Source organism: Mesorhizobium sp. USDA 3734, from assembly GCF_056279665.1.
Genome location: NZ_JBWCCW010000001.1, coordinates 6,459,120 through 6,477,394, shown reverse-complemented (window position 1 = coordinate 6,477,394; position 18,275 = coordinate 6,459,120). Strand labels below are relative to the sequence as shown.

24 protein-coding genes are annotated in these 18,275 nt (G+C 63.3%); 6 read left to right on the top strand and 18 right to left on the bottom strand.

Annotated features, from left to right (window positions below; all coding sequences use genetic code 11):
• Window positions 1–39 precede the first annotated feature (39 nt).
• From ACZ89F_RS30950 to gcvA, 4 genes are all read right to left on the bottom strand, one after another.
• The gene (locus tag ACZ89F_RS30950; protein ID WP_476095972.1) at window positions 40–864 is read right to left on the bottom strand and encodes a carbohydrate ABC transporter permease; all 825 of its coding nucleotides are present in this window, start codon (window positions 862–864) and stop codon (window positions 40–42) included.
• A gap of 11 nt (window positions 865–875) precedes the next feature.
• The gene (locus ACZ89F_RS30945) at window positions 876–1,748 is read right to left on the bottom strand and encodes a carbohydrate ABC transporter permease (RefSeq protein ID WP_476095971.1); all 873 of its coding nucleotides are present in this window, start codon (window positions 1,746–1,748) and stop codon (window positions 876–878) included.
• Window positions 1,749–1,872: 124 nt separating this feature from the next.
• A complete protein-coding gene (locus ACZ89F_RS30940) occupies window positions 1,873–3,183 on the bottom strand; it encodes an ABC transporter substrate-binding protein (RefSeq protein WP_476095970.1) in 1,311 nt (436 codons plus the stop codon).
• 228 nt (window positions 3,184–3,411) lie between these two features.
• The gene (gcvA, locus tag ACZ89F_RS30935) at window positions 3,412–4,317 is read right to left on the bottom strand and encodes a transcriptional regulator GcvA (protein ID WP_476095969.1); all 906 of its coding nucleotides are present in this window, start codon (window positions 4,315–4,317) and stop codon (window positions 3,412–3,414) included.
• A gap of 110 nt (window positions 4,318–4,427) precedes the next feature.
• Between gcvA and ACZ89F_RS30930 the strand changes: the two genes are divergently transcribed.
• The gene (locus ACZ89F_RS30930; RefSeq protein WP_476097437.1) at window positions 4,428–4,613 is read left to right on the top strand and encodes a hypothetical protein; all 186 of its coding nucleotides are present in this window, start codon (window positions 4,428–4,430) and stop codon (window positions 4,611–4,613) included.
• 48 nt (window positions 4,614–4,661) lie between these two features.
• Here the strand turns inward: ACZ89F_RS30930 and ACZ89F_RS30925 are convergent, their stop codons facing one another.
• A complete protein-coding gene (locus tag ACZ89F_RS30925) occupies window positions 4,662–5,621 on the bottom strand; it encodes a sugar-binding transcriptional regulator (RefSeq protein ID WP_136621096.1) in 960 nt (319 codons plus the stop codon).
• 258 nt (window positions 5,622–5,879) lie between these two features.
• On the opposite strand from ACZ89F_RS30925, the gene ACZ89F_RS30920 reads away from it, so the two are divergent.
• The gene (locus ACZ89F_RS30920) at window positions 5,880–6,512 is read left to right on the top strand and encodes an HAD family hydrolase (RefSeq protein WP_476095968.1); all 633 of its coding nucleotides are present in this window, start codon (window positions 5,880–5,882) and stop codon (window positions 6,510–6,512) included.
• Between the two features lie 3 nt (window positions 6,513–6,515).
• Here ACZ89F_RS30920 and ACZ89F_RS30915 read toward each other — a convergent pair whose 3' ends face one another.
• From ACZ89F_RS30915 to ureC, 8 genes are all read right to left on the bottom strand, one after another.
• Window positions 6,516–7,283, bottom strand: a complete 768-nt coding sequence (locus ACZ89F_RS30915; protein ID WP_476095967.1) for a class II aldolase and adducin N-terminal domain-containing protein — start codon at window positions 7,281–7,283, stop codon at window positions 6,516–6,518.
• Window positions 7,284–7,365: 82 nt separating this feature from the next.
• A complete protein-coding gene (gene ureG / locus ACZ89F_RS30910) occupies window positions 7,366–8,007 on the bottom strand; it encodes an urease accessory protein UreG (RefSeq protein WP_476095966.1) in 642 nt (213 codons plus the stop codon).
• Window positions 8,004–8,444: a DUF3995 domain-containing protein gene (locus ACZ89F_RS30905; RefSeq protein WP_476095965.1), complete on the bottom strand. Its 441-nt coding sequence runs from the start codon at window positions 8,442–8,444 to the stop codon at window positions 8,004–8,006. Before ACZ89F_RS30905 ends, ureG begins: the two co-directional genes overlap by 4 nt.
• Window positions 8,441–9,112, bottom strand: a complete 672-nt coding sequence (locus tag ACZ89F_RS30900) for an urease accessory protein UreF (protein WP_476095964.1) — start codon at window positions 9,110–9,112, stop codon at window positions 8,441–8,443. The genes ACZ89F_RS30905 and ACZ89F_RS30900 overlap by 4 nt, the downstream gene beginning before the upstream one ends.
• Window positions 9,105–9,686, bottom strand: a complete 582-nt coding sequence (gene ureE, locus ACZ89F_RS30895) for an urease accessory protein UreE (protein WP_476095963.1) — start codon at window positions 9,684–9,686, stop codon at window positions 9,105–9,107. The genes ACZ89F_RS30900 and ureE overlap by 8 nt, the downstream gene beginning before the upstream one ends.
• A 70-nt stretch (window positions 9,687–9,756) precedes the next feature.
• Window positions 9,757–10,392 carry a glutathione S-transferase family protein gene (locus tag ACZ89F_RS30890; RefSeq protein ID WP_476095962.1) on the bottom strand — a complete coding sequence of 212 codons (636 nt, stop codon included), beginning with the start codon at window positions 10,390–10,392 and terminating at the stop codon, window positions 9,757–9,759.
• Window positions 10,393–10,436: 44 nt separating this feature from the next.
• Window positions 10,437–11,030 (bottom strand): hypothetical protein, encoded by a 594-nt coding sequence (locus ACZ89F_RS30885; protein WP_476095961.1) that lies wholly within the window; start codon window positions 11,028–11,030, stop codon window positions 10,437–10,439.
• Between the two features lie 92 nt (window positions 11,031–11,122).
• On the bottom strand, window positions 11,123–12,835 hold the full coding sequence (ureC, locus tag ACZ89F_RS30880) for an urease subunit alpha (protein WP_013528401.1): 1,713 nt from the start codon (window positions 12,833–12,835) through the stop codon (window positions 11,123–11,125).
• 182 nt (window positions 12,836–13,017) lie between these two features.
• On the opposite strand from ureC, the gene ACZ89F_RS30875 reads away from it, so the two are divergent.
• A complete protein-coding gene (locus ACZ89F_RS30875) occupies window positions 13,018–13,413 on the top strand; it encodes a hypothetical protein (protein WP_476095960.1) in 396 nt (131 codons plus the stop codon).
• 129 nt (window positions 13,414–13,542) lie between these two features.
• Window positions 13,543–14,037, top strand: coding sequence for a hypothetical protein (locus tag ACZ89F_RS30870; protein ID WP_476095959.1), 495 nt, complete (start codon window positions 13,543–13,545; stop codon window positions 14,035–14,037).
• 20 nt (window positions 14,038–14,057) lie between these two features.
• Here the strand turns inward: ACZ89F_RS30870 and ACZ89F_RS30865 are convergent, their stop codons facing one another.
• From ACZ89F_RS30865 to ACZ89F_RS30845, 5 genes are read right to left on the bottom strand one after another with little or no spacing between them, the layout of a single operon-like run.
• Window positions 14,058–14,363 carry an urease subunit beta gene (locus ACZ89F_RS30865; protein ID WP_476095958.1) on the bottom strand — a complete coding sequence of 102 codons (306 nt, stop codon included), beginning with the start codon at window positions 14,361–14,363 and terminating at the stop codon, window positions 14,058–14,060.
• Between the two features lie 7 nt (window positions 14,364–14,370).
• Entirely contained in the window at window positions 14,371–14,964 is a 594-nt protein-coding gene (locus ACZ89F_RS30860) for a HupE/UreJ family protein (RefSeq protein WP_476095957.1), read from the bottom strand.
• A gap of 22 nt (window positions 14,965–14,986) precedes the next feature.
• Window positions 14,987–15,241 (bottom strand): DUF1272 domain-containing protein, encoded by a 255-nt coding sequence (locus ACZ89F_RS30855; protein ID WP_476095956.1) that lies wholly within the window; start codon window positions 15,239–15,241, stop codon window positions 14,987–14,989.
• Between the two features lie 10 nt (window positions 15,242–15,251).
• Window positions 15,252–15,554, bottom strand: a complete 303-nt coding sequence (locus ACZ89F_RS30850; protein ID WP_023693076.1) for an urease subunit gamma — start codon at window positions 15,552–15,554, stop codon at window positions 15,252–15,254.
• A 28-nt stretch (window positions 15,555–15,582) separates the two neighbouring features.
• On the bottom strand, window positions 15,583–16,416 hold the full coding sequence (locus ACZ89F_RS30845) for an urease accessory protein UreD (protein ID WP_476095955.1): 834 nt from the start codon (window positions 16,414–16,416) through the stop codon (window positions 15,583–15,585).
• A gap of 215 nt (window positions 16,417–16,631) precedes the next feature.
• Here ACZ89F_RS30845 and ACZ89F_RS30840 point away from each other — a divergent pair, with 215 nt between their 5' ends.
• Both ACZ89F_RS30840 and ACZ89F_RS30835 read left to right on the top strand, forming a co-directional pair.
• A complete protein-coding gene (locus tag ACZ89F_RS30840; RefSeq protein ID WP_013528393.1) occupies window positions 16,632–16,886 on the top strand; it encodes an acyl carrier protein in 255 nt (84 codons plus the stop codon).
• A gap of 5 nt (window positions 16,887–16,891) precedes the next feature.
• Window positions 16,892–18,100 carry a beta-ketoacyl-[acyl-carrier-protein] synthase family protein gene (locus ACZ89F_RS30835; protein WP_476095954.1) on the top strand — a complete coding sequence of 403 codons (1,209 nt, stop codon included), beginning with the start codon at window positions 16,892–16,894 and terminating at the stop codon, window positions 18,098–18,100.
• Window positions 18,101–18,275: the final 175 nt, after the last annotated feature.

Below are 18,275 nucleotides of genomic sequence, written 5' to 3'. Positions count from 1 at the left end.
CGAGGGGTTATTTCTGCCGATTGCTTCGGGCAAATTCCGTTACTTCACCGCACCGAATGTCAGGCCGCGCACCAGCTGCTTCTGGCTGAACCAGCCCATGATCAGGATCGGCGCGATGGCCAGTGTCGAAGCGGCCGAAAGCTTGGCCCAGAACAGGCCTTGCGGGCTGGAGAACGAGCTGATGAAGGCGGTCAAGGGTGCGGCTTCCGTGGTCGTCAGCCGGATCGTCCAGAATGCCTCGTTCCAGGCCAGGATGATGTTGAGCAGCATCGTCGAGGCGATGCCCGGTACCGCCATGGGCGTCAGCACATAGACGATCTCGTTCCACAGCGAAGCGCCGTCCATACGCGCCGCTTCCAGGATCTCGCCCGGGATTTCTCGGAAGTAGGTGTAGAGCATCCACACCACGATCGGCAGGTTGATCAGCATCAGCATGACCATCAGCCCGATGCGGCTGTCGAGCAGACCGGTGTCGCGGAAGATCAGGTAGATCGGGAACAGCACGGCGACCGCGGGCATCATCTTGGTGGACAGCATCCACATCAATATGTCCTTGGTCCGCTTGGTCGGCGAGAAAGCCATCGACCATGCCGCCGGTATGGCGACCAGCAGGGCCAGGATGGTCGAGCCGACCGACAGCAGCACCGAGTTGAAGAAGAACTTGAAGTAGCCGCTCTGCGCCTGGACTTCGGTATAGCTCTCGAAGGTCCCCGACGGGATGATACTGAAACCCTGGATGGCTTCCTGCTCCGACTTGAACGAGGTGATGATCGTATAGAGGATCGGGAAGAAGATCAGCAGGGCGACGATCCAGGCGGCAACTGTCGCGATCGTCTTGTGCTGGGTGGTGACTGAGCGGGCCATCGTATCCTCCCTTACTTGTCCAGGTTCTTGCCGACGGCGCGCATGGCGAAGAAGGCAACGATGTTGGCGAGAATGACGGCGATCACACCGCCGGCGGATGCCTGGCCGATTTTGAACTCCAGCAAGGCCTTCTGGTAGACCAGGAAGGGCAGGTTCGTGGAGGCGTATCCCGGGCCGCCATTGGTGGTGACGAGGATCTCGGCATAGACCGACAAAAGGAAGATCGTCTGGATCAGGATGACGACCGTGATGGCGCGCGACATATGCGGCAGCGTCAGATGGATGAAGCGGCTGATGAAGCCGGCGCCGTCCATTTCGGCGGCTTCCTTCTGCTCGCCGTCGAGTGATTGCAGCGCGGTCAAGAGGATGAGCGTCGCGAAGGGTAGCCATTGCCAGGCGACGATGATGATGATCGCCAGCATCGGATGCTGCCCGAACCAGTCGATCGGCTGGGCCCCGAAGAAGCGCGCTATATCGGCGAACACCCCATATTGCGGGTGCATGATCATGTTCTTCCAGACCAATGCGGCCACCGGCGGCATGACGAAGAACGGCGAAATGACGAGGATGCGGACTATGCCCTGGCCCCACATCGGCTGATCGATCAGCAGCGCCAGCAGGATACCGCCGATCACCGTGATCAGAAGCACGCTGACCACCAGGGTTAGCGTGTTGAGGATCGATTGCAGGAAGGCCGGGTTGGAATAGAACAGCGCGTAATTCGAGAAGCCGACGAAGCCGTCGCGGATCGGATTGAGCGGATTGTACTGCTGGAAGGAGAACCAGATGGTGATGACCAGCGGTACAATCATCCAGACGAACAGCAGCACCACGGATGGCGCCATCATGAAACGGGCAAGCGAACGGGTCTGCTGAGTAGCCATGACGGTCACCCTTCACTGGTCAGACAGAATTTTCAAAAGGCGTTAAAGGCGGCCGCCCGAACTGGGAACTCGGGCGGCCGTTGCCGGTCAAGGAGGCGACCGGCATTCGGCACCGGGAGGAGCCTTACTTGATATAACCGCCTTCGGTCATTGCCGCGGTGGCAGCGTCCTGGGCCTGCTTGAGGGCATCGTCGACGCTCGACTGGCCGGCAAGAGCCGCCGAGAAGAGCTGGCCGACGGTGGTGCCAAGGCCCTGGAACTCGGGGATGGCGACGAACTGGACGCCGACATAGGGCACCGGCTTGACGGTCGGATGCGTCGGATCGGCGGCATTGATGGAGTCCAGCGTCATCTTGGCGAATGGAGCCGCCTTCTGGTACTCGGCATTGGCATAGAGCGAAGAGCGCGTGCCCGGAGGAACGTTGGCCCAGCCTTCCTTCGAAGCGACGAGCTCCGCGTAGTGCTTGCTGGTCGCCCAGGAGACGAACTTCTCGGCGGCGTCAGCCTTCTGCGTGCCGGCGGGGATGGCCAGCGACCATGCCCACAGCCAGTTGCCGCGCTTGCCCAGACCGTTGTCGGGAGCCAGCGCATAGCCGACCTTGTCGGCGACGGTCGAGTTCTTCGGATCCGAAACGAAGGACGCTGCGACGGTGGCGTCGATCCACATGCCGCATTTGCCCTGCTGGAACAGTGCCAGGTTCTCGTTGAAGCCGTTTGAGGATGCACCCTCGGGTCCGTCGGCCTTCATCAGGTCGACATAGAACTGCAGCGTGTTCTTCCATTCGGGCTGGTCGAACTGCGGCTTCCAGTTCTCGTCGAACCAGCGTGCGCCGAAGGAGTTCGACATCGCGGTCAGGAAGGCCATGTTCTCGCCCCAGCCGGCCTTGCCGCGCAGGCAGACGCCGTTCACGCCATTGGCGCGGTCGGTCATCTTGTCGGCGGCCTGCCTGATGAAATCCCAGGTCGGCGCGTCGGGCATCTTCAGCCCGGCCTTGTCCATCAGGTCCTTGCGGTACATGACGAACGAGCTTTCGCCGTAGAAGGGGGCGGCATAGAGCTTGCCGTCGACCGAAAGGCCGCCGGCAATGGCCGGGATGATGTCCTTGGCGTCATAGTCGTCACCGAGCTTGTCGAGCGGCAAGAGCCAGCTCTGCTTGGCCCAGATCGGAACTTCATAAGTGCCGATGGTCATCACGTCGTACTGGCCACCCTTGGTGGCGATGTCGGTGGTGACGCGCTCGCGCAGCACGTTTTCCTCAAGCGTAACCCAGTTGAGCTGGATGTCGGGGTTCGCCTTGGTGAAGTCTTCCGTCAGCTTTTGCATGCGGACCATATCGCCATTGTTGACGGTGGCGATGGTGATGGATTCGGCGTGTGCGGCGAACGCAAGCGCGCTGGCCGACAACAAGCCCAGGGTGAGCGTGCGAAGTTTCATCAAATTCCTCCCTTGAACCAAGATGAGCATTTGCCTTGGCTTTGGGCAATTACTCACTTGGCGTTAATTATGTCAAGTCGGATTCGATGCTGCAGCGCAGCACTCGGTGACGCCTCGGACCGGGAATGTGTGGAAATTGCCAGCGTGAGCCTAGCCCGTCGCCCGGACATCGGGGTGACGATAGCGGAAGGGTTTGCGGGACTTGGCGCGGTACCGGACGGCTTGCCGTCAGCAGGCGATCTCGGCCAACAACCAGTCGCGGAAGGCGCGGATCTTCGGCACGTTGCGGCGCGCCTGGGGATAGACCAGCCAATAGGCGTGGCCGTCATCGCCGACCAGGTCGAAAGGCTGGATCAGGCGTCCGTCGGCGAGTTCCGCCTTGAACAGCGCCCTGGTCAGGATCGCAACGCCATGGCCGGCGATTGCCGCATTGGCTTCATAGGCTTGCGCGCCCATGCTGCTGCCGGGTCGTCTGGCAAGATCATGCGAATGCACGCCGGCAGCCGAGAACCATTCCGTCCACCAGATGTCGCCAGGATCGAGGATCGGCAGCCGCAAGAGGTCGGCGGGTTCGTTGACGCCGCCTATGCTTGCCGCGAGCTTCGGGCTCAGCATCGGCGTGAAATCGGCATCGAGCAGCTTGTGTGCTTCCAGGCCGGGCCATTTGCCGCCACCCGATCGGATGGCGATATCGGTATCCTCGCGGGCAAAGTCTGTCAGGCGACTGGACGTCTCGAGCCGCACGGCAAGTGCGGGATGAGCGATCTGGAACGACCCCAGCCGGTGCGCCAGCCAGTTCGAGGCAAAGGTCAGCACGGTGGTGACGCACAGCAACCCGTCGGCCCCGGCGCGCGCCGCGGCATAGGCCTGGCCAAGAATGGCAAAGGCTTCGCCGACAGCGGGCGCCAGACGTTGTCCGGCCTCGGTCAACACGATCTGGCGTGGCCGGCGCAGGAACAGCGGTGAGCCGACGCGCTCTTCCAGCACCTTGATCTGATAGCTGACCGCCGCCTGCGTCATGGCGAGTTCGCCGGCGGCCTTGGTGAAGGAAAGATGCCGCGCCACCGCGTCGAACACCCTGATCGCCTGCAGCGGAGGGAGTTGCGAAACCTGTCGCGAGCTGAGGTCAGGCATAAGGCGTCCTTATGGGCCATGATCAATGTTCGATTGGCGAAGGCGGCCGGCAAGGCCGACATACAGGATCAACCCATCATTCGGGCTCAGGATAGCGGAGGTTGACGATCATGACCATGGCGCAGCAAAAATGCACTCCCGCTCCGGATCACCGCTGGATTTCGTGGCTCACGGACGGATTTGGCTGGTTCGCGATAAAAAAGCGGGCACATCTGGACGTCAGGGACCTGTCGCCGCATCTGCAGCGCGACCTCGGCCTCCTCGATGGCAACGACCCTTTCGGCCGGCACAGATAGTGTGGCCTGCTTTATCGCAAATCAGGCGCGCTGCCGCCGTGGTTCTGGTCAGATGCTGGCCAGCAGGGCGGCGGCGGTCCGCTCATCGGTGATGAGGCCGTTGATCAGCCGCCGGTTGGCGGCCGCCAGGATGCCCGGCAGTTTTCGTTCGCCCATGGCCAATGCGATGACCAGCGATTTTTCGCGCGACGGCAGCGAAGCCGACGACACCCGGTCGTTGGTGATGCCCTCGATCATGCGGCCTTCCCTGTCGAACACCCAGCCGACGATCTCGGCTATGCCGCCAGCTTTCTGCAGCGCCTTCAATTCGCTTTCCGAAATGAAGCCGTCCTCATAGAGCGGCGCCTTGGGGCCGAGATCGCCGATGCCGATGAAGGTGACGTCGGCCTCGGCGGCAAGCGCCAGCGTCGGCTGGATCATCGGCTGGTTGAGCAGCATCTCGCGCTCTTCCGGCGAAGAGGCGATGACCGGCAGCGGCATCGGGAAGGATCGCGCCTTGACCCTGTCGGCCATGGTGAAGATGACGTTGTAGAAGGCGGCCGAGCCGTCCGGCGAGATGTTGCCGGTCAAGGACACCACCTTGTGCTGCGGACATTCCATCGGCGGCAACTGCTCGATCGCCGCCTTCAGCGTGCGGCCGGTGCCGATCGCCATGACGATCGGGGTCGGCGACCGCAACCGCCGCTCGATCTCGGCGGCAGCCGCCTCGGCGATGCCGATGGTTGTGGAGGATGAATTCGGATCGCTCGGCACCACTTCGACCAGATCGAGCGCGAAGCGCGATCTTAGCCGTGCCGCCAGATCAAGGCAGTTGGCGATCGGATGATCGACGCGAACCTTGATCAGACCCTCCGACACCGCCAGCGACACCAGCCGTTGCGCCGTCTGCCGTGAGATGCCGAGCGTGGCGGCAATCTGGTCCTGTGTGTTGCCGGCAACATAATAAAGCCAGCCGGCGCGCGCCGCGTCGTCCAGCCTGTTGCTGCCACCATCCTGCCGGGTATTCACGTCCTGCCTCCCGAGACCGCCGACCATGTGAGAGCGGCCCACGCCTACTTTCGCAGGGAACGGCCTGCTGCGCAATTGTCAATCTCCAGGGCAATTGCTTGCCGCCCATCGGCGCAGGCGGGCCAAGTTTTCTTCTCCTACGATGTCGGTATCAGGTAAAGAAGCGCGGTTGCGGTCCCGACGGGCCGCAGGTTCTTCGATCCCGAAGGTTTATCTCACGGCGCAAACCCTTTAAGGGATCGCAAAAAGGAGCGCTGCATGACACCGAAGGCGGTTTTCTGGGATATGGACGGCACGCTGGTCGACAGCGAACCGCTGCACGAGGCAGCCTTGGTGGCGGCGATGCGCAATGTCGGCCTCGTACCGCCTGATGATCTGCACGAGCGCGTGCTGGGCGTTGCCGCCTGGCCGGTCTACGAGATGATGCGCGACGAGTTCGGCCTGGATCTGCCTTTCGACGACTGGATCGTGCGCAAATACGAGCACTATCTGCCGCTGGTCGAGAGTTTGAAGCCGCGCCCCGGCGCGATCGAGGTCTTCAACGAATTGCGGGCAAGGGGCGTTGCGCAAGCCGTGGTCTCGAATTCGGACCGGATGATCGTCGATGCCAATCTGAGCATGGTCGGCCTGATCTACCCCGGCATGAAGACGATCAGCCGCAACGACGTGCGCGAAGGCAAGCCGCATGCCGAGCCGTTCCTGCGCGCCGCGTATCTGGCCGATGTCGACCCCGCGCATGCCGTGGCCATCGACGACAGCTGGCCGGGAGCCCTGGCTGGACTGGCGGCGGGAATGAAGACGATCTTCTGGCCGGAAAAGCCCATGGAAGGCCCGCCCGGCGCCGTCGTCATCAACAGCGCCGAGGAATTGCGGGCTGAACTGGGCCTGTAGCCTTTAGTTCCGGTAGACCGGTTCCTGCTCGTCGAGGATAGCCTTCAATTCGCTGAGATGGCGTTCGGCCTGGCCGGGATAGTCGTCCATCTCGCTTGCCGCCTTCTCGGCGATCGCGTCGGACAGCGTGCGCAGCGGCCGGCCGGTCCATAGCGCCTTGATGTAGGTCTCGGCGGCACGCTCGAAATAGAACATGCGGTTGAAGGCATCGGCGACCGTATCGCCGATGACCAGCACGCCGTGATTGCCCATCACCATCACTTTGACCTTGGGATCGACGAGAAGCTGCGAGCAGCGCTCGCCCTCCTCCTCGAAGGCCAGCCCGCCATAATGCGCGTCGACGACATGGCGGTTGAAGAACATCGCCGAATTTTGGTCGATCGGCGGCAGGCGAGAGTCGGCGAGCGAGGCCAGCACCGTGGCGTGGATCGAGTGCACATGCATGACACAGCGCGCGTGGCGCACATTGCGATGGATGGCGCCGTGCAGCCCCCACGCTGTCGGGTCGGGCGCGTCAGGACCGGAGAGCGTATCCGGGTCGTTGGCGTCGATCATCAGAAGGTCGCTCGCCTTGATGCGCGAGAAATGCACCTGGTTGGGGTTCATCAGGAACTGCGTGCCGTCGTCGTTGACGGCCAGCGAGAAATGATTGGCCACCGCCTCGTGCATGTTGAGCCGCGCCGTCCAGCGGAAGGCAGCGGCAAGATCGACGCGCTCCTCATAGTGGGGCAGGTTGGTCAGCGTTTCCTTTTGCAGGCGGGCGATGCTCATCCTAAAATCCTCCGGTTTTGGCAAGAATGCCGTGACCAGCCCATGCCCGCAACCGGTTTTGGTTGGTGCAGGACGGACTATCTCATGCAGCCGTGCTGGCAGCAGCACCGGCTCGCAGGCCGCCATGCTCGATGATGAAATCGATCACCTCCTGCAGCCCCTTGCCGCGCGACAGGTCGGTGAAGCCGAACGGCCGCTTGCCGCGCATGCGGCCGGCGTCGCTCTCCATGACGTCGAGGTTGACGTTCACGTAAGGAGCGAGATCGCTCTTGTTGATCACCAGGAAATCTGAGCGAGTGATCGCCGGCCCGCCCTTGCGCGGGATTTCTTCGCCCTGGCAAACCGAGATGACATAGAGCGTCAGGTCGGCGAGATCGGGCGAGAAGGTGGCGGCGAGGTTGTCGCCGCCGGATTCGATGAAGACGATGTCGAGATCCGGAAACTTCCGGTTCATCTCGGCGATCGCCTGCAGATTGATCGAGGCATCCTCGCGGATCGCGGTGTGCGGGCAGCCACCGGTCTCGACGCCCATGATGCGATCCTCGGGCAGCGCCTGCAGCCGCGCCAGCATCATGGCGTCTTCCTTGGTGTAGATGTCGTTGGTGACGACGGCGATGGAAAACTCGTCGCGCAGCGCCTTGCACAGCTTTTCGGTCAGCGTCGTCTTGCCCGAACCGACCGGGCCGCCGATGCCGACGCGCAGCGGGCCATTTGTCTGTGTCATGCGGGAAACTCCGTGGTGGCGAGGATGGCAAAGCCGAGCCCGATCAATAGGCACAGCGGCGAATAGTAGCGCAGGTCGAGCCGCGCGAAAGGCTGTTCCGGCGCCAGCCGCCGCCACCATGGTGTGAAGCCGGCTATGCCGCGTCCAAGGAACACCAGCCCGATGAGCAGTGACGTGGCTGCGAGCCCCTCCTTTGGGAAGGGTGAAGCAAAGACGCCTTCGAGCGCCAGCGGCCACAGCGTCGCCAGGCACAGGCACGCGGCAACGGCGAAACTGGCGAACGGCGTCGGCATCTCATCGACGCCGCGAAAGCCGACAACGGCGCGGGCGCAGGAGGCTGCATCCTCGCCCGGCCAGATGCCGCCAAGGCCCCAATAGACATGCAGCGCGGTGATCAGCAGCAGGACAAGGGACAGCGCGAAGGCGAGGATGATCATGAGCGGAACAATCGCGAATATTGGGTTTCGTGCTTCATCGCCATGACATCGGAGACAAAGGCGCAGCCACCGAGATCATCCAATGTCGAGCGCGCGGCGCGGGCGGCGGTCGATAGCGCCAGCGTCTCGAAGCCGGCCAGCAGTGCCGTCGCTCCGTTCTGACCGACGATGCCAAGCCGGATCGCCGCCTGGACGAGGTTGGAGAAGAAGGTCTGCAGGAAGGCCGACAGCGCATCCTGAAGCGCAATTGAATTGCCGCCGGCAATGGCGCCGACGGCGACGCAATAGGCGCATTCGGCCGGCAAGCGCTCCAGCACCGGATTTGACCAGGCCGCCGCCGCTTTGAGGAAGGCCGCACCTTGCAGCATGGTCTCGTTGTGGCGTTCGCGCGAACCGGCCAGCGCTTCGGCGAGTGCGGCTATGTCATCGAGATCACCGGTGCCGCGTGCCCGGCGCCAGCTTTCTGCGAACAGCACGGCGTCGTTCCAGCCCGAGCCCATCTCGACCAGCGTTTCCAGCCAGCCGGCGAGACTTTCGCCGTCGGCAACCAGCCCGTCATGCACCGCGCGCTCAAGGCCATGGCTGTAGGAAAAGCCGCCGACCGGAAAGGCCGGCGACAGCCACGCCATCAGCCGCAGCAGGGCGATGTGCGAAGGCTGGTCAGTCATGGTCGTGGTGGTGGCCGGCATGACTGTGCGAATGGGAATGCGATTCGCTATGGGAATGGCTGTGCGCTTCGGCGTGGCTATGGGCATGCGCATGGCCGTGATCGTGTCCGCCGGAATAGGCGCCGCGTACCGGCTTGAACGGTTCGGAAACGTCGGTCACCTTGGCACCCAGCCCCTCCAGCATCGCCTTGATGACATGGTCGCGCAGGATGAGGATGCGCCCGGCCTCGATGCTCGCCGCGAGATGACGGTTGCCGATGTGCCAGGCGAGCTCGGCCAGATGCACGCCGTCGCGGGCGCGGATGTCGTAGACCTCTTCCGCCGCCGCGATGATCTCGATATGTTCGCCATCCTCCAGCACAAGCCGGTCGCCATCGTTCAAGGCGACGGGTTCGGGAAGGTCGACCAGCACCTTGCTGCCGTCGGCAAGTTCGATGGCCCGGCGGCGCAGATGCCGCTCGTCATGGGCGAGAATGGCACGACCGGACGGTAGGGTGGTTCCGGCATTGCCAGCGGTCAGCACCGAGATGGCGCGCGGGAATTTGGTGAAGTCGGTGTTGAGGTTGAGCTTCATTTCATGGAGCCTCCATTAGAGCGCCGCGCGTCCTCTTGGACGCGCAAAGGACGCTCTAACATTTTTGAATCTATGCATCGTGCTTTCCTAAAACCGATTGCGGTTTTCGGGCCGATGCATTGGCCTGCGCCCGTGCACGGGCAGGCCGCGCCAGCACGCGGTCGAAATAGGCGTTGACGCGCTCGGACTCGATCGGGAATTTTCCTGCGCGGGCCCAGCCGCCCATGTCGCCGAGCAGCACGTCGACTGCCGAAAACCGATCGCCCAGCGCAAACGGCTTGTCGCCCAACCGCCGGTCCAGCGCCTTGAGTTCCGAGGCGAAATCGTAGGCTGCCGCAGGACCGACATCGACCCGAATTTCCCTCGGCAACAGGAAGCGATGGCGCAGTTTGTTCCACAGCGGTGCTTCGAATTCCGATTGGGCAAAATGCATCCAGGAATCCATCTCGGCACGGCCGGCAATGCCCGGATTGGCGCCCATACCCTTGTCCGCGTGCTTGTCGGCGAGATAGACGCAGATCGCCGCCGAATCCGTCACCGTCAGCTCGCCGTCGATCAGGATCGGCACCTTGCCCGAAGGGTTGAGCGCGTAGGCTTCCGGCGAGCGAAGCTTGACCTCGACGAATTCATAGGGCTGCCCGAGCTCCTCGAGCATCCAGAGGACTCGGCTGACCCGGGATCCGCGCGACCCAACGGCTTTGTACATGCAAAACCCTGCCTTTCCCGAACAAGCTAGACCATCGCGTCCCCTCAGACGATGGTGTCGAAGAGCCGCAGGATGAACGATATCTGATAGATGAGCGCCGCCGTGACAAAAGCGATGTGGAAGCGGCGGTCGCGCACCAGGATCGCGACGATGCAGAGCGCGACGAACACCGGCGTGCGGAACAGATATTCGTTGCCGAAGCGGGCGAAATGCTCGGGTCCTTTCAGCAGCGTGTCGACCACGTCGAGCAGATAGGTCGCCGCCAGCAGGCCGAAGAACCAGGCCCGGCGCGAATAGAAGAAATCCTCGTAGCTGGTGTAGTCCAGCATCGAATCGGGAAACAGCAGCGCGCAGAGCAGGAACAGTGTGATCGCATAGAAGATGATGAACAGGTATTTGCCGAAGGTCCAGGTCTCGATGGCGTAGAGGCCGAACTCCCACCACCAGAAATGCACCAGCATTAGGAGCACCGAGACGACCCAGGCCAGATGCACGGTATAGAGCTTGTACTGGCCGGGATGCTGGACGATGCGCGCCACCCCCGACAGCAGGCGGGCGACACCAAGCCCGATCACCATGCCCATGACGATGCGGATGTGCGGAAAGATGTCGTGGGCGGAAGCGATTTCGGTGGCCATGCTTGATCACAATGCAGCTGTTGGTTGGCCGCATATTGCTGTGTCCCGCCAAGGGCTGCAACGGATATTGCTCACTCGGTTGAATCGCCACTTCAGAACAGGAAATACCTTTGCGCCATCGGCAGCACCGTCGCCGGCTCGCAGGTCAGCAACTCGCCGTCGGCGCGCACCTCGTAGGTTTCCGGGTCGACCTCGACATGCGGCGTGGCGTCGTTCAACACCATCGAATGCTTGCCGATGCCGCCGCGGGTGTTTTCGACGGCGACGAACTGCTTGTCGACGCCAAGCCTGCCGTGCAGGCCGGATTCGAGCGCGGCCTTGGAGACGAACGTTACCGACGAGTTGGTCCTGGCCTTGCCATAGGCGCCGAACATCGGCCGGTAATGCATTGGCTGCGGCGTCGGGATCGAGGCGTTTGGGTCGCCCATCGGGGCGGCGGCGATCATGCCGCCGATCAGGACCATGTCCGGCTTGACGCCGAAGAAGGCCGGATTCCACAGCACCAGGTCGGCGCGTTTGCCGACCGCGATCGAGCCGATGTCCTTCGACAGCCCATGCGCGATGGCCGGATTGATCGTGTATTTGGCGATGTAGCGGCGGACGCGGAAATTGTCGTTGTTGCCGGTTTCCTGCGGCAGCGAGCCGCGCTGGCGTTTCATCTTGTCGGCGGTCTGCCAGGTGCGGATCGCAACTTCGCCGACACGGCCCATGGCCTGGCTGTCCGACGAGATAATCGAGAAGGCGCCGATGTCATGCAGGATGTCTTCCGCCGCGATGGTCTCCTTGCGGATGCGGCTTTCGGCAAAGGCGATGTCTTCGGGGATAGACGGCGACAGATGATGGCAGACCATCAGCATGTCGAGATGCTCGGCCAGCGTGTTGACCGTATAGGGCCGCGTCGGATTGGTCGAGGACGGGATGACGTTGGGCAGGCCGCAGACCTTGATGATGTCGGGCGCATGGCCGCCGCCGGCGCCCTCGGTGTGGAAGGCATGGATGGTGCGACCCTTGATGGCCGCGACGGTGTTTTCGACAAAACCGGATTCGTTCAGTGTGTCGGTGTGGATCATCACCTGCACGTCATAGTCGTCGGCGACCGACAGGCAGCAGTCTATCGCCGCCGGCGTGGTGCCCCAGTCCTCGTGCAGCTTCAGCGAACAGGCGCCGCCAAGCACCATTTCCTCGAGTGCTGCGGGCAAGGAGGCATTGCCCTTGCCCGACAGGCCGATGTTCATCGGAAAGGCGTCGAAAGACTGGATCATGCGGGCCATATGCCATGGCCCCGGCGTGCAGGTCGTCGCCAATGTGCCATGCGCCGGGCCGGTGCCGCCGCCGAGCATGGTGGTGATGCCGCTCATCAGCGCTTCCTCGATCTGCTGCGGGCAGATGAAATGGATGTGGGCGTCGAAGCCGCCTGATGTCAGAATCTTGCCTTCGCCGGCGATGATCTCGGTGCCGGGACCGATGATGATGGTGACGCCATCTTGAGTGTCAGGATTGCCGGCCTTGCCGATCGCAGCGATGCGCCCATCTCGCAGACCGATATCGGCCTTGAAGATGCCGGCGCTGGCGTCGACCACCAGCGCGTTGGTGATGACGGTGTCGACGGCGCCTTGCGCCCGGGAAACCTGGCTCTGGCCCATGCCGTCGCGGATCACCTTGCCGCCGCCGAACTTCACCTCCTCGCCGTGGATGGTGAGATCCTTCTCGACCTCGATGAACAGCTCGGTGTCGGCCAGCCGCACTCTGTCGCCGACCGTCGGGCCATACATCTGCGCGTAGGCGGCACGGGTAATTCTGGCCATCAGCGATTGCTCCCGAAATGCGTTTTGCCGAAATGCGGTGTAATTGAAGCCCGGCTGCACATTGCCGCCATCCAATGGTCACGGAATGACCCGCTGGGCGACACCTTGTGTTCCCATTTGGCGGTTGAGCTTGCGGGGTCACCCCAAACCGACCGTTTGCCAATCGATGGAAAGGAAAATCCATGCGCAAAACGATAGTTCTTGCCGCCGCTGCCACGCTCATACTGGCGGGCGCCGCCAGTGCCCAGCAGCAACCCGCGCAACAGCCCGCTCCGGCGCCGACCGCGCCTGCCCCCGGGGCGACCAAGCCCGCCCCCGGCGCTCAGCCGGCCGTGCCGACGATCCAGAGCGTCAGCATCGTCGACATCACCGAGCTGCCAAAGGACACCCAGACGCAGGTCAACCAGGTGATTGCCCAGCGTGGTGATGACGGCTTGAAGAAACTGCGCAGCTCGATCGACGCCACGCCCAAGGTGAAGTCGGCGCTGGAGGCCAAGGGGCTCAGTTCGGCGCAAGTCGTCGCTGCCAGCATGGAACCCAATGGCGCACTGACCCTGATCACCAAGAAGGCGAGCTGACAAAGCGGCGCGGCGGGCCAGTATCCGGCCCGCCGGCCGCATCGGGAAAGGAACCTTCGCCGGATGGGAATCGTTTTGTTTCTTTCGCGCTAAACCGCGCCCCGAAACGACTTCTCTCAGGAGCGAGCTATGGCGACCATTCCCCTTTTTGCCAAAAGACTGTTGCAGGCAGTCGCTGCCATGGTGTTCCTGGCGGCGGTTGGTCCTGCTGCGCAACTGAACGCGCAAGGGCTCGAAAGCACGGAGACCGTCAACCGCATCGTCGGCTCGCAGGTCAAGCAGGAAGAGGCCAACGCCACCGCCGAAGCCGGAAACGTCAACACGGCAATCGACCGGACGCGTGAAAACATCGGTACCGTGCGCAAGACGTCCAAGCTCGACAAGGTCGACATCGTGTTCCTCACCGATGCCGCGCGCAGCGAAGGCGGCCCGCCGCCAGCGATCGAGAGCAAGGTCAGACAGCATCAGGACGACATCGCGGAGCTGCGCAAGGAGATCGAGGCCAACGCGCTGCTGTTCAACGCCATCGAATCGCAGCGCGTGCTTGCGCAGGATGTTCTCGCCGTCGAATTCGGCGATCCCGGAAAGATCGTCATCTACGCTGCGGCCAAGCCGTCGAACTGAGCTGAGCGCGCTGGGAGATCTCACAGCTTACCCATCACCTTCTGCTGAAATCCGTAGACCTCGCGCTTGCCGCCAAGCGGCACCAGCGTGACGTCGCGCTCCTGTCCCGGCTCGAAGCGCATGGCCGTGCCGGCGGCGATGTCGAGGCGCATGCCTCTGGCACGCTCGCGGTCGAACTTCAGCCCCTCATTGGTCTCGAAAAAATGGTAGTGGCTGCCGACCTGAATCGGCCGGTCGCCGCTGTTGGCGACTTTCAGCGTGACGGTCGGCAGACCCTTGTTCAGCTCGATGTCGCCGCTCACCGTGATGATTTCACCGGGGATCATCGTCACCTCACAGAACGCCGAAGACGAGACCGAGACCAACCGCAGCGCAGGCCGCACCCGCGGCGCGGGTCAGGCCACGCAACCGGATGCCGAGACCGAGCCCGGCGGCGATGCCTGTGGCATGGAGAGCCGCGGTGGCGACGGCAAAGCCGGCCATGTATTCAAGCCCGCCTGCATTCTCTGGCACCTCGGTGCCATGGGCGTGGCCGTGGAACAGCGCGAACAGGCCGATGATGGCGACGCCGGCCGAGACCGGCAGATCGACCGCCAGCGCCACCAGCAGCCCGAGCGCCACGACCGAGGCGAGAATGCCCGGTTCGACGAAGGGCAGTGGCATATGCAGCATGCCGAGCGCGCCACCAACCAGCATGACGCCGACAAAGGCCGCCGGCCAGGCAAGAACCGCCTTGCCGCCCTTGAGCGCTGCCCACAGTCCAACCGCGATCATCACCGTCATATGATCGAGGCCGGAGAGCGGGTGCATGAAGCCGGCCGTGAAGGAGGAGGTCGTGCCGATGCCGACATGGGCATAGGCCGGCATCGAAGCGGCCAGAAGTAGAATTGCCGAAAGTGAAGCGCGTTTCATCGGAGCGGGGATCATCGAAATGCCTTCTGGTTAAGGTTCACGCAGCCTTGCGGGGGCCGCAGCCTTCGGCCTTGAGAACGCGTTTGGTCGAGGCGGGATATTTCTTCAGCATCGCCGCCGGGCGAATCGGCCGCGTTGAAAAACCACCGCCGCAATTGGGGCAGACGCCGCCCAACACCTGTTCCACGCAGCCGGCGCAGAAGGTGCACTCGAAGGTGCAGATCAACGCATCGGTCGCCTCCGGCGGCAGGTCCTTGTCGCAGCATTCGCAGTTGGGGCGCAGCTCAAGCATTCTTCTCTCCTCAGCGGATCGGTTCGTGCACGGTCACCAGCTTGGTGCCGTCCGGGAACGTCGCCTCAACCTGAACGTCGTGGATCATCTCGGCGATGCCTTCCATGACTTGCGCGCGGGTGACGACATGGGCGCCGGCCTCCATCAGTTCGGCAACCGGGCGGCCGTCGCGGGCACCCTCGACGACGAAGTCGGTGATCAGCGCGATCGCCTCCGGATGGTTGAGCTTGACGCCGCGTTCTAGCCGCTTGCGTGCCACGATCGCCGCCATGGCGATCAGCAGCTTGTCCTTTTCCCTCGGCGTCAGGTTCATGCGCTTTCCCAGGCTGGTAGAGACAGGCCTACAGTGACCATAATTTGGGCAACCCCGCCCTTCCGTTGAGCAATTCGACGAGTGGAACCAGCCGCTGGCGCAGCCGGTAGCCATCCCCGGCGTAGAGCCTCGCAAGAAGCTTGCCAGATTTCTTCACGCTCCAGACGCTTGCGCTGCCGTGGTCGCCGACGATCTCCAGAACGGGATCGAGCAGGGCTTCGGCCCGCGGCGACACCAAAAGCAACGTCGCTACCGCGATCGCGCCGCCGGCAATCGCCGGGCGGTCGAGCGTGGCGGCGATATCGGGTCCGATGCGGAAATCCTCGGCATGAATGAGGGAGCCATCCTGGCGGACACGCCAGCGGTCGTGGAAATGCCCCTGCGTGGCGCGTTCGCCCATCGCCAGGCGGCCGAAGACGGCGGCTTCCAGCACCAGCGCCTCGGCGTCGACGGCAAGCTCGACGTCGAGCTTGCGGGCAAAGGCCGCCCGGTCGAAGACGATGGTTTCCTGCGGCAGCCAGGCAATGCGGCCGTTTTCACCGACCGACAGATTGACCCGCACTTCGGCACGGTCGGATGCCGCGCGATAGATCTTCTCGCAGGCCTGGGTCGTGATCGACACTGAGGCAGCGGCGCCGACATCCAAGTCCCAGGCGATACGGTCGCCGCCGGTCATCCCGCCGGCGGTGTTGATCAGCACCGCTTCGAGCGGATCGGCCGAGACGGCCGGCATCCTGATCTTGGCGGCGCCGTCCTGATAGAGGCGCCGCAGGCGCGTGCGACCCTCACTGAGGGCGCAGGAAAGCCGCGCCACGCCCGCAACGCGCTGCGTCGAAATCCCGCCATGTTCAACCGTATCCATGCCGGCACGTTAAGCACTCCGGCGGCTTTGTCGATATAGAGTTCGATATAGCTTGTTGCTTGACAACGTTTCGGTTTCTATAGAGGGAACCACCTTGGTACGGTCATGCAGCGCTTGGCGGGGGTATAAAACGACGACGGCGGCTTGATACCAGGAGAAAAAGGGGCGCTGCTCAGTTGGCGTCGGGAAACGCGACATAGTGGGGAAGGAACCGAATGGCCGACCAGCTGGCAACGGATATCATCGCGAAGATCAAGGCTCATGCCGAGCCGGGCGGCGAAGAAATCACCACCACCACCGAATTGACCTCGCTTGGTATTCATTCGCTCGAGCTGACGGAGATCATCTTCGATCTTGAGGAAGAGTATGGCATCGAGATCGAGATGAACACGGTCGACGCCTGGAGCAATCTGAAGAATGTCGGCGATATGGTCGAAGCTGTCCGCGCGCTGATCGCGAAAAAAGCCTGACCTGAATGCAGCAGCGCGTCGTCATCACCGGCATGGGCGGTATTTGCGGGCTCGGCACCAGCGCGCCTGCGATCTGGAACGAGATGCGCGCCGGCCGCTCGGCCATCGGCCAGATCACAAGTCCGCAGCTGCATGATTTGAAGGTCAAGGTCGGCTGCGAAATCAAGACGCTTCCCGATCACGGCATCGACCGCAAGCAGACCGTGTCTATGGACCGCTTCAGCCTGCTGGCAACGATCGCGGCCAGGGAAGCCATGCAGCAGTCCGGCCTGGTTTCGAACGAGGCCACCACCTATCGGATGGGCACCATTGTCGGTGTCGGCGTCTGCGGCTGGGAGGCGATCGAAGAGAGCTATCGGGCTATCCTGATCGAGGGCAAGAATCGCGCCGGCATCTTCACCGTACCAAAGGTGATGCCAAGTGCGGCCTCCGGCCATGTCAGCATGAATCTCGGTCTGCGCGGCCCGGTCTTCGGCGTCACCTCGGCCTGTTCGTCGTCCAACCACGCCATTGCCTCGGCCGTCGACCAGATCAGGCTCGGCCGCGCCGACGTGATGGTTGCCGGCGGCACCGATGCGCCGCTGGTCTGGGGTATCCTGAAGGGCTGGGAAGCATTGCGCGTGCTGGCGCCCGACACCTGCCGGCCATTCTCGGCCGATCGCCAGGGCCTGTCGCTCGGCGAGGGCGCCGGCATGGCGGTGTTGGAAACCTACGAGCACGCCATGGCGCGGGGCGCCACCATCCTTGCCGAAATTGCCGGCGCCGGCCTCTCCGCCGACGCGTCCGACATTGTCGCACCGACCATCGACGGACCAACGGCCGCCATGCGCGCCTGCCTGGCCGACGCCGGGTTCAATCCCGAGGATGTCGACTATCTCAATGCCCACGGCACCGGCACCAAGGCCAACGACCAGATCGAGACGGCGGCGATCAAGCGCGTCTTCGGCGACCATGCCTACAAGCTTTCCGTGTCGTCGACCAAGTCGATGCACGCCCATTGCCTCGGCGCATCGGGCGCGCTGGAGATGATCGCCTGCGTGATGGCGATCCGCGAAGGCATCGTGCCGCCGACGGCCAATTTTCGCGAGGCCGATCCCGATTGCGACCTCGACGTCACGCCGAATGTGGCGCGCGAGCGCAAGGTGCGCGCCGCGATCAGCAACGGCTTCGCGTTCGGCGGCACCAATGCGGTGCTGGCCTTCAAGGCCGTCTGATCCCTGATATGCCCCGGGCGGTCACACCTGCCCGGGCGTTACACCTGCCCCGGGCGATCCCGAGCGTCCCGCGCCATCCGTTCTGTTGACTGTCCGTGCATGGCGAAACTGCCGCCGCCATATTGATCAGGATCGGCCGCGCGCCTAATCCTTGATGGACCCGCCAAACAGCGCC